The 15,828-nt window shown below is 72.7% G+C and carries 10 protein-coding genes and 1 pseudogene; 8 read left to right on the top strand and 3 right to left on the bottom strand.

Annotated elements, in window-relative coordinates; all coding sequences use genetic code 11:
- Positions 1-65 precede the first annotated feature (65 nt).
- The 4 genes from ACWDLG_RS36225 (at position 66) to ilvC (ending at position 6,186) form a co-directional block, all read left to right on the top strand.
- A complete protein-coding gene (locus ACWDLG_RS36225) occupies positions 66-2,708 on the top strand; it encodes a putative bifunctional diguanylate cyclase/phosphodiesterase (protein WP_449928885.1) in 2,643 nt (880 codons plus the stop codon).
- A gap of 208 nt (positions 2,709-2,916) precedes the next feature.
- Positions 2,917-4,653: an acetolactate synthase large subunit gene (locus ACWDLG_RS36220; RefSeq protein WP_449928784.1), complete on the top strand. Its 1,737-nt coding sequence runs from the start codon at positions 2,917-2,919 to the stop codon at positions 4,651-4,653.
- Positions 4,650-5,174, top strand: a complete 525-nt coding sequence (ilvN, locus tag ACWDLG_RS36215; RefSeq protein WP_354909714.1) for an acetolactate synthase small subunit — start codon at positions 4,650-4,652, stop codon at positions 5,172-5,174. Before ACWDLG_RS36220 ends, ilvN begins: the two co-directional genes overlap by 4 nt.
- A gap of 22 nt (positions 5,175-5,196) precedes the next feature.
- Positions 5,197-6,186 carry a ketol-acid reductoisomerase gene (gene ilvC / locus ACWDLG_RS36210; protein WP_354910059.1) on the top strand — a complete coding sequence of 330 codons (990 nt, stop codon included), beginning with the start codon at positions 5,197-5,199 and terminating at the stop codon, positions 6,184-6,186.
- A gap of 49 nt (positions 6,187-6,235) precedes the next feature.
- Here ilvC and ACWDLG_RS36205 read toward each other — a convergent pair whose 3' ends face one another.
- Positions 6,236-7,816 carry an MFS transporter gene (locus tag ACWDLG_RS36205; RefSeq protein ID WP_449928781.1) on the bottom strand — a complete coding sequence of 527 codons (1,581 nt, stop codon included), beginning with the start codon at positions 7,814-7,816 and terminating at the stop codon, positions 6,236-6,238.
- A 185-nt stretch (positions 7,817-8,001) separates the two neighbouring features.
- Here ACWDLG_RS36205 and ACWDLG_RS36200 point away from each other — a divergent pair, with 185 nt between their 5' ends.
- Entirely contained in the window at positions 8,002-11,157 is a 3,156-nt protein-coding gene (locus tag ACWDLG_RS36200) for a BTAD domain-containing putative transcriptional regulator (RefSeq protein ID WP_449928779.1), read from the top strand.
- 232 nt (positions 11,158-11,389) lie between these two features.
- On the opposite strand, the gene ACWDLG_RS36195 is transcribed toward ACWDLG_RS36200, so the two are convergent.
- Together ACWDLG_RS36195 and ACWDLG_RS36190 are read right to left on the bottom strand one after the other, a co-directional pair.
- On the bottom strand, positions 11,390-12,256 hold the full coding sequence (locus ACWDLG_RS36195; protein ID WP_449928777.1) for a CAP domain-containing protein: 867 nt from the start codon (positions 12,254-12,256) through the stop codon (positions 11,390-11,392).
- Positions 12,257-12,643: 387 nt separating this feature from the next.
- Positions 12,644-13,306, bottom strand: coding sequence for a DUF998 domain-containing protein (locus ACWDLG_RS36190; protein WP_449928775.1), 663 nt, complete (start codon positions 13,304-13,306; stop codon positions 12,644-12,646).
- A gap of 133 nt (positions 13,307-13,439) precedes the next feature.
- Here ACWDLG_RS36190 and ACWDLG_RS36185 point away from each other — a divergent pair, with 133 nt between their 5' ends.
- From ACWDLG_RS36185 to ACWDLG_RS36175, 3 genes and pseudogenes are all read left to right on the top strand, one after another.
- Positions 13,440-13,763, top strand: coding sequence for a YciI family protein (locus ACWDLG_RS36185; protein ID WP_449928773.1), 324 nt, complete (start codon positions 13,440-13,442; stop codon positions 13,761-13,763).
- A 12-nt stretch (positions 13,764-13,775) separates the two neighbouring features.
- A pseudogene (locus tag ACWDLG_RS36180) lies at positions 13,776-14,999 on the top strand (RNA polymerase sigma factor); the annotation flags it as partial.
- Positions 14,985-15,746, top strand: a complete 762-nt coding sequence (locus ACWDLG_RS36175) for a site-specific integrase (RefSeq protein ID WP_449928883.1) — start codon at positions 14,985-14,987, stop codon at positions 15,744-15,746. The pseudogene ACWDLG_RS36180 and the gene ACWDLG_RS36175, both read left to right, overlap by 15 nt.
- The last annotated feature ends 82 nt before the right edge of the window (positions 15,747-15,828 follow it).

The raw sequence follows: 15,828 nt of genomic DNA, 5'->3' as shown, positions 1-15,828 counted from the left end.
ATGTGCGACTGCCGGACTCCGGCAGTCACGTGAGCTGACTTGACACGGGATGGGCAACGACATTGATCCGCTGGCGTGATCCACGGGCGCCGCTGGCCGCCGCAGCCGCGACAGGCGTGGCGGGGCTGGCCGCCGCCCTCGTCGCGGGCGCGCCGGCCCTGGCGACCGCCGCGGTCGCGGGAGGGCTGGCCGCGCTGCTGGCCGCGGTCTCGCTGCTGGTCGCCTCGGTGAAGATGGCGCCCCAGCACCGCACCACGGCGCGCTGGCTGGGCTCGGCGGCCGTGGTCTGGCTGCTCGGCGTGGTGCTGCGCCCCGTCGCGGGCTCCAGCCTGGCGGTCAACTTCTCCGATCTGCTCATGCTCGTCGCCACCGTGCTGCTCGCGGGGGGGTGCGTGCTGTCCGCCGGCAGGCAGATGCGGCCTCAGGTCGTGCTGAGACAGCTGACCGACGCCTACCTGTGCGCGGCCGCGCTCTTCCTGATCAGCTGGGCGGTCGCGCTCCGACCGCTCTACGTCGACGTCGGCGACTCGTCGACGTTCATGATCACGCTGTTGCCCGCGCTGATCGGCCTGCTGCTGACCTGCGCGGTGGGGCCCGTGGTCATCACCGCGAGGTCCCCGCTCTGGCCGCTCGGCCTCGCCGGCCTGGCCGTACTGGCCGCCGCGACCATCGGTGAGCTGGCGGCAGCCGTCGCCAGGCTCGGCGGCGTCGAGCCGCCCCGGTGGAGCCTCCTGCTCGCCCCCGTCGCCTTCCTGCTGCTGGCCGCGCTGCCGTGGAGCGGCAGGAGATCGCGGATCGTCGAGGCGGGCGACGAGGCCGCGAAGGCGCCGACCGGCCAGGTCACCGCCACGCTGCTGGCCGCCGTGCCGCTGTGCCTGGTCGTGATCGCCGCGATCGCCATGCTGCTCAACCTCAAGGGCCCGCCCGTGACCGGCGTCGCCGTCATCGCCGTCTCCGCGGTGGTGATCCTGGTGGTGCGCGTCTTCGTGCTCATCGGCGCCACCGCCCGCATGCGCCATCTCGTCGCGCTCGGCGAGCGCCAGCTCCGCGAGCTGGCCGAGAGCACCGGCGACGTGGTCCTGCTGTGCGACTACGAAGGCGTCGTGCGCGAGATGGGCGCGGGCGTCGAGGCCATCTACGGCTACCAGGCCGACGACCTGGTGGGCGGCTCGATCTTCGACTACATCCACCCCGAGGACGTGCCCGGCATCCAGCTGGCCCTGCGCCAGATGGACCTCGACGACGACCAGGCGGCACCGGGCGCCTGCCTGATCGCCTGCCGGGTGCGCGCCGCCGACGGCACCTGGCGGCCCACCGAGTCCGTGGCCACCCGCCACGTGCGCGGCCAGGACCTGCTGCTGATCACCACCCGTGACATCAGCGACGAGGAGGCGCTGCGCAACCAGGTCGCGCACCTGACCTTCCACGACGGCGTCACCGGGCTGCCCAACCGCTCCTACTTCGAGGAGCGCACCCGCGAGGTGCTCGAGGGCAGGCAGTCGGGCCGCACCGCGGTGATCTTCCTCGACCTCGACGGGTTCACCTCGGTCAACGACTCGGTGGGGCACGCCAGCGGCGACTACCTCCTGGGGCAGGCGGCGCGCCGCCTGCGCGGTGCCGTACGGCCCGACGACACGCTGGCGCGCTGGGGCGGCGACGAGTTCGCCGTGCTGGTCGAGACGGGGCCCGAGGCGGCGCAGGTCGCCGTCGATGTGGCCGAGCGGCTGGTACGGGCGGTCTCGCAGGAGCCGTTCAGGGTGGCCGACCGCGACGTGGCGCTGACCGCCAGTGTGGGCGTGGCCTTCGCCGAGGACGGCCTGCCGGCGGGCGACCTGATCCGTAACGCCGACGTGGCGATGGCCAGGGCCAAGGAGCTCGGCGGGCGCAGGGTCGAGGTGTTCGCCGCGCACATGCACGCCGACGTGGTGCGCAGGCTCGAGCTGGCCGCCGACCTGCACCGGGCGCTGGTCGAAGAGCAGTTCGCCATCGAGTACCAGCCCGTCGTCGACCTGGCCACCTCCAGGGTCACCGCCGTCGAGGCGCTGGTGCGGTGGTGGCGCGGGTCGGTGTTCGTGCCGCCGGAGCAGTTCCTCGGCCCCGCCGAGGACACCGGGCTCATCGTGCCGCTGAGCGAGTGGATCCTGCGCGAGGCCTGCCGCGAGGTGGCCGCCTGGCGCGCCTCCTCGTGGGACATCGGCCTGTCGCTCAACCTGTCGGCCCGGCAGATCACCGCGCCGCGTTTCGTCGAGACCATCTCCGAGGCGCTGGAGGAGAGCGGCCTGCCCGCCTCCGCGCTCACCCTCGAGGTGATCGAGGAGATGCTGGTCGAGGACGCCGAGGAGACCATCAGCAGGCTGTCGGAGCTGCGCGCCCTCGGCGTACGGCTGGCCATCGACGACTTCGGCACCGGCTACGCCTCGCTGGCCTTCCTGCGCCAGCTCCCGGTCGACATGATCAAGATAGACCCGTCGTTCGTCTCCGGCCTCGGCCGCGACGAGACGCTGACGCTGCTCACCCGCACCATCGTCCGGCTCGGCCACGACCTCGGGCTGATCGTCGTGGCCGAGGGCATCGAGCGGCCCGAGCAGCTGGAGCTGCTCAGGGAGATGGGTTGCACCCGAGGTCAGGGCTACCTCGTGGCCCGGCCCATGGCGGCGCGCGGGGTCGACTCGCTCATGCGTACCAATCTCACAAGTCTCGGATCGTGAGACGCGCGTTCCACCAAATTGACACAGCAGCCCTAGGAGCGGCTATCGTGTGTTCCATGCTTCGCAGTGAGATTCTCGTAGTACTTCGCCGGCGCGCAGGCCGTTAGCGAAGCACGTCGACCTGCGCGCCGCCCCAGCCCCGCACCCCCCGTGCGGGCCGGGGCATTTTTTATGTCCTCAATGCTCAACGCCACGCAAGGAACGAGCGATGACCGAACGGATGACAGGTGCACAAGCCCTCGTGAGGGCGCTGGAGCACGTCGGAGTCGACACCGTGTTCGGGATCCCTGGCGGCGCCATCCTTCCCGCCTACGATCCCCTCTACGACTCGACCAAGGTCCGTCACGTGCTTGTACGGCACGAGCAGGGCGCGGGTCACGCCGCCGAAGGCTACGCCCAGGCGACGGGCAGGGTCGGGGTGTGCATGGCGACCAGCGGTCCTGGCGCGACGAACCTGGTGACGCCCATCGCCGACGCCTACATGGACTCGGTGCCCATCGTGGCGATCACCGGCCAGGTCGCCAGCAGCATGATCGGCACGGACGCCTTCCAGGAGGCGGACATCTCCGGCATCACCATGCCGATCACCAAGCACAGCTTCCTGGTCACCGACGCGGCCGACATCGCCCGCACGGTCATGGAGGCGTTCCACATCGCCTCCACCGGACGCCCCGGGCCGGTCCTGGTCGACATCTCGAAGGACGCGCTGCAGGCCGAGACCACCTTCGTCTGGCCGCCGGTCATGCAGCTGCCCGGCTACCGCCCGGTGACCAGGCCGCACTCCAAGCAGATCCGTGAGGCGGCCAAGCTCATCGCCGAGTCCAAGCGGCCCGTCCTCTACGTCGGCGGCGGCGTCCACAAGGCGGGCGCCTCGGCCGAGCTGCTGCGGCTGGCCGAGCTGACCGGCATCCCCGTCGTCACCACGCTGATGGCGCGCGGCACCTTCCCCGACAGCCACCCGCAGCACATGGGCATGCCCGGCATGCACGGCAGCGTGTCGGCGGTCGGCGCGCTGCAGCAGTCCGACCTCATCATCGGCCTGGGCGTGCGCTTCGACGACCGGGTCACCGGACAGCTGTCCACCTTCGCGCCCCACGCCAAGGTCGTCCACGCCGACATCGACCCCGCGGAGATCTCCAAGAACCGCCACGCGGACGTGCCGATCGTCGGCGACTGCCGCGAGGTCATCACCGAGATGATCGCGGCCGTCGAGGCGGAGAACCGCAAGGGCGACTACACCGACTGGTGGAAGACGCTCAACGGCTACAAGACGACCTACCCGCTCGGCTACGAGGAGTTCGCCGACGGCTCGCTGGCGCCGCAGTACGTCATGGAACGGCTGAGCGCGCTCGCCGACTCCGACACCTACTTCGTCGCGGGCGTCGGCCAGCACCAGATGTGGGCCGCGCAGTTCATCGACTACGAGCAGCCCGGCCGGTTCATCAACTCGGGCGGCCTGGGCACCATGGGCTTCGCCGTCCCGGCGGCCATGGGCGCCAAGATGGGCCGCCCGGAGGCGACGGTCTGGGCGGTCGACGGCGACGGCTGCTTCCAGATGACCAACCAGGAGCTGGCCACCTGCGCGATCGAGGGCGTGCCCATCAAGATCGCGGTCATCAACAACGGCAACCTCGGCATGGTCAGGCAGTGGCAGACGCTGTTCTACGACCAGCGTTACTCCAACACCGACCTGCAGACGAAACTCCGGATCCCCGACTTCGTCAAGCTGGCCGAGGCCTATGGTTGTGTGGGCCTGCGGTGCGAGCGGCCGGAGGACGTCGACACCGTCATCAAGGAGGCCATGGAGATCAACGACCGTCCGGTTATCGTCGACTTCGTGGTCCACCAGGACGCCATGGTGTGGCCGATGGTCGCGGCGGGCACCAGCAACGACGACATCAAGATCGCCCGGGACATGGCGCCGACGTGGGAGAACGAGGAATGAGCAGGCACACGCTGTCGGTGCTGGTGGAGAACAAGCCGGGCGTCCTGGCCCGGGTGTCCTCCCTGTTCAGCAGGCGCGGCTTCAACATCGACTCGCTGGCGGTCGGGCCGACCGAGCACTCCGACATCTCGCGCATGACCATCGTGGTCAGCGTCGAGGAGCTCCCGCTGGAGCAGGTCACCAAGCAGCTCAACAAGCTGGTGAACATCCTCAAGATCGTCGAGCTCGACAGTTCCCAGTCGGTCCAGCGCGAACTCATGCTGATCAAGGTCAAGGCCGACGCCGAGACCAGGTCTCACGTTCTCGAGCTGGTCCAGCTGTTCAGGGCCCGCTGCGTCGACGTCGCGTCCGACGCGGTGACCATCGAGGTCACCGGCACCCCGGACAAGCTCGAGGCCTTCATCAAGGTGCTGGAGCCGTTCGGCATCAAGGAGCTTGTCCAGTCGGGCATGGTGGCCATCGGCCGCGGCGCCCGTTCCATCACCGACCGGTCCCTCAGGGCACTGGACCGTACCGCCTGAAAGGTTTATGTAAGTGACCGAGATCTTCTACGACGACCAGGCCGACCTGTCGATCATCCAGGGCCGGGTCGTGGCCGTCATCGGGTACGGCAGCCAGGGCCACGCCCACGCCCTCTCCCTGCGTGACTCCGGCGTCGACGTCCGCGTGGGCCTGCCCGAGACCTCCAAGAGCAGGGACCTGGCCGCGGCCGAGGGCCTGCGCGTGGTCACCCCCGCCGAGGCGGCCGCCGAGGCCGACCTCATCATGATCCTCGCGCCGGACCACCTCCAGCGCGGCATCTACGAGAACGACATCAAGCCGAACCTCCAGGAGGGCGACGCGCTCTTCTTCGGCCACGGCCTCAACATCCGCTACGGCCTCATCGAGGCGCCCGAGGGCGTCGACGTCGCCATGGTCGCCCCCAAGGGCCCCGGCCACCTCGTGCGCCGCCAGTACCAGGCGGGCCGCGGCGTGCCGTGCCTCGTCGCGGTGGAGAAGGACGCCTCCGGCAAGACCCTCGACCTGGCGCTGTCCTACGCCAAGGGCATCGGCGGCACCCGTGCGGGCGCACTGAAGACGACCTTCACCGAGGAGACCGAGACCGACCTGTTCGGCGAGCAGGCCGTCCTCTGCGGTGGCGTGTCCGAGCTGATCAAGGCGGGCTTCGAGACGCTGATCGAGGCCGGGTACCAGCCCGAGGTCGCCTACTTCGAGTGCCTCCACGAGATGAAGCTGATCGTCGACCTCATGTACGAGGGCGGCGTCTCCAAGATGTACTGGTCGGTGTCCGACACCGCCGAGTACGGCGGCTACACCCGCGGCCCGCGCGTGGTCACCGAGGAGACCAAGAAGGAGATGAAGCGCATCCTGGCCGAGATCCAGGACGGCACCTTCGCCCGGCAGCTGGTCGAGGAGTTCGACGGCGGCCAGAAGGAGTTCACGCGCTTCCGCGACGAGCTGGCCGAGCACCCGATCGAGAAGACGGGCGCCAAGCTGCGTCCGATGATGAGCTGGCTCAAGTCCGAGGGCTGACCCGCTCCCGGGCGTCCCTGACCGGGGCGCCCGGGCGGCGTCGCGCCCCTCACGGGGAAGCGGCGCCGACGAGGGCCGCGTCGCCCTCCGCCCTGTCGCCGGTACCTGCCCTGTCGGCTGTACCGGTCCCGTCGCCGGTACCTGTCCTGTCGCCGGTACGGCAGGCCCGCCCACGCGCCTCCGCGGTCACCGGCAGGCCTCCGTCCAGGGGACGCTCCTCGAGCGCGCGGGGCCGCTCGCCGTCACGGACCGCGCCCCCTCCTTCCAGCAGCCGCCAGGTCAGCACGGCCGCGCCCAGCGCGAACACCACCAGCAGGGCCAGCCCCGCGCGCGCCGCGCCCGTCCAGTCGCCGGCGTCGAGCACGCCGAAGAACACCAGGCCGGTCGCCGTCACCCCGAGCACGCCGCCCACCTCCTGGACGGTTCCCAGCACACCGGCCGCCGCGCCCGCGTGCGCCTGCCGTACCGACGCCAGGACCGCCGACAGCAGCGGCGACATCACCAGGCCCATCCCCGCGCCCGCCAGGAAGAGCCCGGGGAGCAGCGCGCCCGCCGGTCCGCCGAGCGCGTGGACGTTCCACAGCAGTCCCGCGGCGAGGGTGAGCGCGCCCGCCACGGGCAACCGCCTGCCCTGCCGCGAGCCCATGCCGCGCCTGGAGCACAGCGACGCGGCGAAGAATCCCGCGTTGACCGCCGTGAACAGCGCGCCCGACGCCATCGGGGTCAGGCCCCTGCCGTCCTGCAGGTAGAGGGCGAGCAGGAACGACAGGCCGGAGGAGCCGCCGAACAGGAGCGCCACGGCGCCCAGCCCCGGCACGAACCCGCGCTCGCGGAAGACGCTCAGGTCGAGCAGGGGGTTCGCGAGCCGCTTCTGCCTGGCGACGAACGCCGCCATGAGGGGGAGCGAGGCGGCGAGGCAGGCCCATGACCAGGCCGGCCAGCCGGCTTCCTGGCCGTGGGCGAGCGGGAAGACGACGGCCACCAGGCCCGCGGCCACCAGTGCCGCCCCCAGCAGATCGAGCCTGCGCCGCTCCGGCCGGCGGTGGTCCGCGGGCGCGGCGGGTGGGCCGGGCAGGAGACGGCGGGCGCGGGCCAGGGCGAGCAGGCCGATCGGGACGTTGACCAGGAAGCAGCCGCGCCACCCGAGCCCCGCCACGTCCGCCGCGATCAGCGCGCCGCCGACGACCTGGCCGCCGACGCCCGCGAGGCCGACGGCGGTGCCGTACCAGCCGAACGCCTTCGCCCCGTCGGCGCCCTGGTAGAGCGTCCTCATCAGGGTCAGCACCTGCGGCGCCATCAGCGCCGCCGCGCCGCCCTGCGCGATCCGCGACGCCACCAGGAAGGCCGGGTCGGGGGCCGCGCCGCAGGCCGCAGAGGCCAGCGTGAACAGGGCGAGGCCGGCGAGGAAGACCCGGCGGGGGCCGTGGAGGTCGCCGAGCCGTCCCGCGATGATCACGCCGGCCGCGTACGCCAGGCCGTAGCCCGCGATCACCAGCTGGGTCGCGGACTCGCCGGCGCCGAGGTCGGCGCGGATGGCGGGCAGCGCGACGTTGGCGATGAAGAAGTCGAGGGTCGTGACGAACGCGGCCACGAGCAGGACGGGCAGCGCCCTCCACCTGGTGCCGCTCATGGCCGGACCGCGACCTGGTCGAGGCCGTCGACGGCGGGCGGGCTGGGGACGTGCGGGCGGCAGGTGCCGCATGCCTTCCTGGGGCGGTTCATGGGGATCAGCGTGGAGAGGGCGGGTTATGGAAGCCTTACGGTGATCCCGTAGCCGCCCCGAAATCGTCGGTGGCGCTTGTTAGCTTGAGCGGCATGCGATTCGGGGTGCTCGGCCCGCTGGCGGTCTGGTCGACGGAGGGGCGTTCGCTGCGCATACCCGAGGCGAAGGTCCGGGCCCTGCTGGCCGACCTGCTCGCGCACGCGGGCCGGCCGGTCCCGGCCGACCGCCTGATCGACGACCTGTGGGGTGACCGGCCGCCGGGCAAGCCGGCGGCGGCGCTGCGGGTCAAGGTGTCCCAGCTGCGCAGGGTGCTGGAGGAGGCGGAGCGGGACGGCAGGCGGCGGCTGGCCTTCGCCCCCTCGGGCTACGCGCTGCGCGTGGAGCAGGGCACGCTCGACGCCGACCGGTTCGAGGCGCTCGCCGGGAAGGCCCGCGCGAGCGACGACCCCGCCACCAAGGTCGCGCTGCTGGCCGACGCGCTGGCGTTGTGGCGCGGCGAGCCGTTCGCCGACGTCGCCGACGAGGAGTTCGTCCGGCCGGTGCGCGCCCGCCTGGCCGAGCAGCGGCTGGTGGCGATCGAGGAGCAGGCCGAGGCGAGGCTCGCCCTCGGCGAGCACGCCCAGCTCGCGGCCGAGCTGGCCGACCTGGTGGCCGAGCACCCGCTCCGCGAGCGGCTGCGGGCCGTCCACCTGCGCGCCCTCTACGGCGCGGGCCGGCAGAGCGAGGCGCTCGACGGCTACGCCGGGCTGCGCACCCTGCTGGCCGAGGAGCTCGGCCTCGATCCCGGGCCCGAGCTGGTGGCGCTCCACCAGGCGATGCTCGAGCAGAACCCCGCGCTCGACGCCCCGCCCGCCACCACTCCCACCAACCTGCCCGTGCCCATGACCGGCCTGATCGGCAGGGAGGGCGCCACGGCCGAGGTGCGGTCGCTGGTCGAGTCCCACCGGCTGGTCACGCTCACCGGGCCGGGCGGGGTCGGCAAGACCCGGCTCGCGCTGGAGGTGGCCGCGCAGCTCGAAGGAGCGCACCCCGACGGGGTATGGCTGGTCGAGCTGGCCGCCCGACCCGCCACCGGCGGGGTCGTCGACGCCATCGCGGCGGCGATGGGCGTCCGTGACGACAGGGCGGCGGGCAAGCGGGGCGCCGACGCCACCGAGCGGCTGGCCGACGTGCTGCGCGCCAAACGCGTGCTGCTCCTGCTCGACAACTGCGAGCACGTCGTCGACCAGGTCGCCGCCGTCGCCGAGAGGCTGCTGCGGTCGGCGCCCGCGCTACGCGTCCTGGCCACCAGCCAGGAGGCGCTGGCCATCGACGGGGAGCGGCTGTGGGCAGTCCAGCCGCTCGACCTGCCCTCGGGCACGGGCGACGCCGCCGCCTCCAGCGCCGTGCGGCTCTTCGCGGCGCGGGCGACCGCGGCCGCGCCGGGGTTCGTCCTCGACGAGCGCAACGCGGAGGCGGTCGCGGCCGTCTGCCGCCGCCTCGACGGGCTGCCGCTCGCGCTGGAGCTGGCCGCCTCACGCATGCGCGTGCTCAGCCCGGCCCAGCTCGCCGATCGGCTCGACGACCGGTTCCGCCTGCTCGGCGCGGGCAGGCGGGGCGCCCCTGCCAGGCAGCAGACCCTGCGCGCGATGATCGACTGGAGCTGGGAGCTGCTCACGGAGGCCGAGCGGGTCGTGCTGCGCCGCCTGGCCGTCCATGCCGACGGCTGCACGCTGGAGGCCGCCGAGGCGGTGTGCTCAGGGGAGGGCGTGCACCCGGCCGACGTGCTCGACCTGCTGGCCAGGCTCGTCGACCGCTCGCTCGTCGTCACCGTGACGACGCCGCTGGGCACCCGCTACCGCCTGCTGGAGTCGGTGGCCGCCTACTGCCTCGAACGGATGGAGGAGGCGGCCGAGCTCGCATGCGTGCGGCGCCGCCACGCCCACCACTACCTCGCCCTCGCCGAGGAGAGCGGCCGGCGGGCCGCGGGGCGGTCGCGGTGGCTGGCGGCCATCGACGCCGAGAGCGCCAACCTGCGCGCCGCGCTCGACACCGCGGCCCGCCAGGGCGCGGCGGAGCTCGCGTTGCGCCTGGCCAACGCCATGGCTCTGCATTTCCTGATGCGCTGCCGCTTCGACGAGGGGCGCAGGGCGCTGGCTCTGGCGCGGTCCGTCGAGGGCGCGGCAGACCCGGTCCTCAGGGCGCTGGCCGAGATCCTGGAAGCGGGCCTGACGCTGCGCCTGGGGGTCGCCGTCGATCTGAGGGGGCGGGTGGAGGCCGCGCTCGCCGTGCTGGAAGCGGCGGGAGATCTCCACCTGCTGGCCAGAGCCCAGTGGTTCCTCGGGTTCAGCATGTGGGGCCACGGTGTCCAGCTCCGCAGCGAGGAGCTGATCGCCAGGTCTCTCGCGGTGTGCGAGACGGTCGGCGACCGGTGGGGCACGGCGGCCGGTCTCGTCGCCCGTGCCCTCCACGCCATGATGAGGGGCGACCTCCCCGGTGCCGAGCGGGACGGCGAGCGCAGCGCGGAGCTGTTCGAGGAGCTCGGCGATCACTGGGGGATCCTGCAGACGGTCGAGCCGCTGGCGACGCTCGCGGAGATCGACGGTGACTACGAGCGGGCCGCGGCGCTTCACTCCCGGGGCCTGGCCATGGCCGAGGAGCTGGAGCTGGGGTTCGAGGTCTCCAGGTACACGGCGGGGCTGGGCCGCATCGCGCTGCTGCGGGGCGACTACGCCAGGGCCGACGAGCTGCACGAACGGGCCAGGCGGCTGGCGGTGACGCAGGCGCATCCCTACGCCGAGCAGTTCGCCGAGATCGGGCTCGCGCTCAGCGCCCGGCGGCAGGGCCGGCTCGACACCGCGGAGAAGCACCTGCGCACCTCGCTCGACTGGATCAGGAAAGCGGGGGAGTCGGGCTCGGCCCTGCTGCTGGCGGAGCTGGGCTTCATCGCCGAGCTGCGGGGCGATGCCGAGCTGGCCACGTCCCTGCACCGCGAGAGCCATGCCCATGCCAGCGCCATCGCCGATCCCCGGGCGATCGCGCTGGCGCTGGAGGGAATGGCGGGGGCGGTGTCGCTGGGCGGCGATCACCGGCGTGCCGCCAGGCTGCTCGGGGCGGCCGCGGCGGCCAGGGAGTCGGTGGGGCGACCGCTGCCGCAGGCCGAACGCGGCGACGTCGACCGGATCACGGCGCGGGTGGTGGCAGCGCTGGACGAGGAGCCCTTCCTGGCCGAGTTCCGGGCGGGCGCCGGCGACCCGGTCCCGGTGTGAGCCGTCGGACCTCGGCGGGTCCCGGAGGCGGGCATCGGGCGAGGCAACGGCGCGGGCCCGCCTGACACTCCCTTGTGAGCCGCCGGATCTGGGCGGGTTCCGGAGTCGGGCGTCCGGGCAACGGAACGGCGCGGGCCCGCCTGCCGCTCCCTTGTGCGGAGGAGGAGCGGCGGCGGGCCCGCTGGGAGGCGTCGGGCGGGGTGATGGGTTGACCCGACGCACGTGAGGGAAATCAGTGGCGGGCGAAGACCTGGGTCCAGTGCGGGCCCTTCGCGTCGTGCCCGACACCGATGTGGGTGTAGTTGCAGTTCATGATGTTCGCGCGGTGCCCCGGGCTGTTCATCCAGCCCCGAACCACGTCGGCGGCGGTGCGCTGGCCCATGGCGATGTTCTCTCCCCAGGCGCTGACGGGGGAGAAGCCCGAGGCCTTGATGCGGTCGCCGGGGCCGCGGCCGTCGGGTGAGGTGTGGCTGAAGTAGCCCTTGGCCGCCATGTCCGCCGAGTGGCCCTCGGCCGCGGCGCGCAGCTGCGGGTCGTGGGTGAGCGGCTTGCAGCCGCCGGAGGCGCGCTCCGCGTTGGTGAGCTTGACGACCTCGTCCTCGATGGTCGTGCCGCCGCCGGTCGGCGTGCTCGTCGGGGTCGCCGTCGACGTGGTGGTCGGGCTGGCGGTCGGGGTGGTGGTCGGGCTCCCGGTGGGCGACGGCGCGGGCGTCGGGGCGGTGTCGCACGAGATCGAGGCGACGCCGGAGCGGTGCGAGTTGCCCCGGTAGTCGGTCGCGGTCACGTAGAGGCGGCGCGGCACGTCGCTGCAGCGGATCCCGGCCACGACGCTGCCGTTGGTGACGAGCTGCGAACCGCTCTTGAGCAGGCGGTCCGGTCCCGGGCGCACCTCGATGACGCGGACCCGCAGGCGCGTCTGGTCGTCGCAGCCGGTCCGGGCGGCGCCGCCCCTGACGGTGCCGGTGGTGTCGAGGTATGGCTTGGCCGCGACCACGCGGCAGGAGTTCTTCGGCTGGGTCTCCGCATACGCGGCGGTGACCGACGTGCTCAATGCCGCCAGACTTCCGAGGCAGGCGAGTGCCTGGAGCTGTCTGCGCACGTTGTCCTCCGTGGGGTTAGACACTGGGTCGATGACGCATTCTGGTGTGACTGAAACGAAATGTCACGAAAAAACCACGAAAATCTGGGGCTCCATGTGTCCCTTTCGTAACAAAGATCTCTTCTGTCCGCGGTAAACCATGTGCCCGACCTGCGCGTCTACGTCTCTTCGATCTCTGCGCCACCAGATGTGATGTGAAACATGTCGAGTGCCGGATTCCGCCCGCGCCGAAACCGCTGATCAGCCGCGGTCCACCTCGATCGCCCCTCGCCCTTTCCACGCCGATCTCATGCCGGAACCCCGGTACGCCGAACGGCCCTGCCTCTCCCGTCCGCCCCGGAGGTGGGGCGGAGGGGAGGAGCAGGGCCGGGAGGGGCAGAGCGGCGGTCACGAGCTGCGGCGGTAGCGGGCGGCGACCACGGAGATCCAGAGCATCGCGGTGATCGCCCCGATGGCCAGGGTGAGGGAACCTGCCGTGCCCCCGCTCATCGCCCAGCCGTTGCCGAGCAGGAGGGCGGTGCCGGCGACGCGGGAGGCGACGGCGCGGCCGCGGTCGCCGGCCCGGCTGAAGTGGCGGCCCAGGATGTAGCAGGCGGCGATCAGGGCGGCGAAGGCGATCGATCCGGCGGCCATGTGGCCGTAGCCGTGCCAGCTGATCGTCTGCGGCATGCCGTACGGGGTGCCGGTGGGGAAGCCGTCGCCCGGGTCCATGACCAGGACGCCGGCGGCCATCATGCCGATGCCGTTGAGACGGACCAGCCGCGGCACCCACGTCCCGCCGGGGGTGCCGTGCATCGCACGGCGCAGGCCGGACGCGCCCACGACGGTCAGCACGCCCGCGACCAGGAAGTTGGCGATCTGCAGCCAGCCGAGTGAGCCGTTGGCCAGCGCGCTCAACGGGTGGCGGGTCAGGTCGAAGCCCTCGCGGGTGGCGGCCTGCAGGAGTGAGACCGTCGCCCACAGCGGCGCGGCCACGGTCGCGCAGGTGAGCAGGGCGCGGGTGGTGGCGGCGGGCCCGGCGGTGGCGGTGGGGAGCTGGATGGCGGTCATGTCCGGTGCCTTTCTCGGTGTCGGTTCTCATCCAGACGTCGATCCAGCGATGTGACAGGGAATGCGTGTGTTCCCTGTCGCTAGGGTGGTACGACGCGTAGGCAGCGACACGCGAACACGAGGAGGCAGACCCATGCGCTACCTGATGATGTCCAAGGCTTCTGACACGCCCCCCGACGAGACCCTCTACGTCGAGATGGCCGCGTTCGTCGAGGAGCTGACCGCGGCGGGCATCCTGCTGGCCACCGGCGGCCTCGAGCCCGGCGGCATCCGCGTGACGTCCGCCGGCGACGAGATCACCGTGACCGACGGGCCGTTCGCCGAGGCGAAGGAGGCCGTGGCCGGGTTCGCGCTGGTCGAGGTGCGCTCGAAGGAGGAGGCGATCGAGCTGACCCGCCGCTTCCGCAAGATCGTCGGGGACGGCGAGAGCGTCATCCAGCAGGTCTTCGGGGCCTGATCCGCTGCCGGCATGTCCACGACGGACACCCATCGCAGCGTCGACGCGGTCTGGAAGCTGGAATCGGCGCGGATCATCGCCGCGCTCGCCCGGATGGTGCACGACGTCGGCCTCGCCGAGGAACTGGCCCAGGACGCGCTCGTCGCCGCGCTCGAACAATGGCCGCAGTCGGGGGTCCCGGATAATCCGGGCGCCTGGCTCATGGCCGTCGCCAAGCGCAGGGCCATCGACCACATCCGGCGCTCCGCCCGCCTGGAGAGCGGGTACGAGCGGTTGGCCCATGAGCTTCACCAGCCGCAGGACACCGAGCAGCAGGACACCGAGCAGCAGGACGTCCTACGGCTGATGTTCGTCTCCTGCCACCCCGTGCTGCCGACCGAGGCGCGGGTCGCGCTGACGCTGCGGCTCCTCGGCGGCCTGACCGCCGCGGAGATCGCGCGGGCGTTCCTCGTCACCGAGCAGCGGATCGCCCAGCGCATCGCCCAGGCGAAGCGGACCCTCGCCGCGGCGGCGGTGCCGTTCGAGCTGCCCGACGGCACGGAGACGGCCGCGCGCCTGTCGTCGGTGCTCGAGGTCATCTACCTGATCTTCAACGAGGGGTACTCGGCGACGTCGGGCGACGACCTGATGCGGCCGGGGCTCTGCCTGGAGGCGCTGCGGCTCGGCCGGCTGCTGGCCACGCTCGCCCCGGACGAGGCCGAGGTGCACGGGCTGGTGGCGCTCATGGAGATCCAGGCGTCCCGCTCGGCCGCGCGGACCGGGCCGTCGGGAGAACCCGTCCAGCTGCACGAGCAGAACCGGGGTCGCTGGGACCAGCTCCTCATCCGCCGCGGGTTCACCGCGATGCTGCGGGCCAGGGCGATCGGCGGCGCTCCCGGCCCCTACGTGCTGCAGGCGGCGATCGCCGTGTGCCACGCGCAGGCGCGAACCCCCGAGGACACCGACTGGGCGCAGATCGCCGCGCTGTACGAAGGGCTGGCCCGCCTGCTGCCGACGCCGATCGTGCAGCTCAACCGGGCTGTGGCCGTCGGGATGGCGCACGGGCCGCAGGCCGGGCTCGCCGTGGCCGACACCCTCGTCGAGGATCCCGTGCTGCGCGACTACCACCTGCTGCCGAGTGTCAGGGGCGATCTCCTGCTCGGCCTGGGACGGCACGCGGAGGCGCGGCTGGAGTTCGAGCGCGCCGCGGCCCTCACCAGGAACGCCGCCGAGCGTGACTTCCTGCGCCGCCGCGCCGACGAGATCGCGGTCACCGGCGCGCCCGTCCGGACGCTTGGCCGGGCCGTACAGGAATTCCTGGCACGGGACGATCTCGGCGCCCCGACGATCCGCTCCTACCGGCAGACCCTGCGCCGCCTGCTCCTGGCCCTGGGCGAGCAGCTGCCTCTGGACTCCCTCACCGCCGCCCACGTCACCCGGGTGTTCCAGACGGCCTGGGGCGACGCGGCGGCCAGGACGTGGAACCGGCATCGGTCCGCCATCCGGTCGTTCGGCGCCTGGGCGTCCCTGGACGATCTCGCGGCGGGCCTCGACCGGCGACCCGAGACGCGCGCACCCGCGGAGCGGATCGGCCCGGCACAGCTGGAGGCGCTGTGGAGCAGCCCTGACCTGCCCCTGCGCGAGCGGACGTTGTGGCGGCTGCTGCACGAGTCCGGGGCCGGGGTGACGGCCGTCCTGTCGCTGAACGTGGAGGACCTGGACCTCGACGACCGCCGGGCCCGCGCGGGCGGCACCTGGGTGAGCTGGCGCTCGCAGACCGCCGGACTCCTCCCTCTCCTGGTGGCCGGCCGCACCCGTGGGCCGGTGTTCCTCACCGATCGGCGGCCGCGGCCGGCCACGACGCCGGCGGCCGACCTGTGCCCGGAGACGGGACGCCGCCGCCTGTCCTACGAGCGGGCGGAGTACCTGTTCAAGCAGGCGACGAAAGCCCTCGATCCGTCGGGCGGCGGCTACACCCTCCGCCGGCTGAAGGTCGTCTCGTAGCCGCTCCCTCCTCCCTCCCGGCCGGTACGGCACGCCGTGCCACGCGCCACCCCTGGCGCGTGGCCGGCCTCCGTCCAGGGAC

Source organism: Nonomuraea sp. NPDC003727, assembly GCF_053586935.1.
This window is presented reverse-complemented; position numbering and strand designations above follow the sequence as displayed.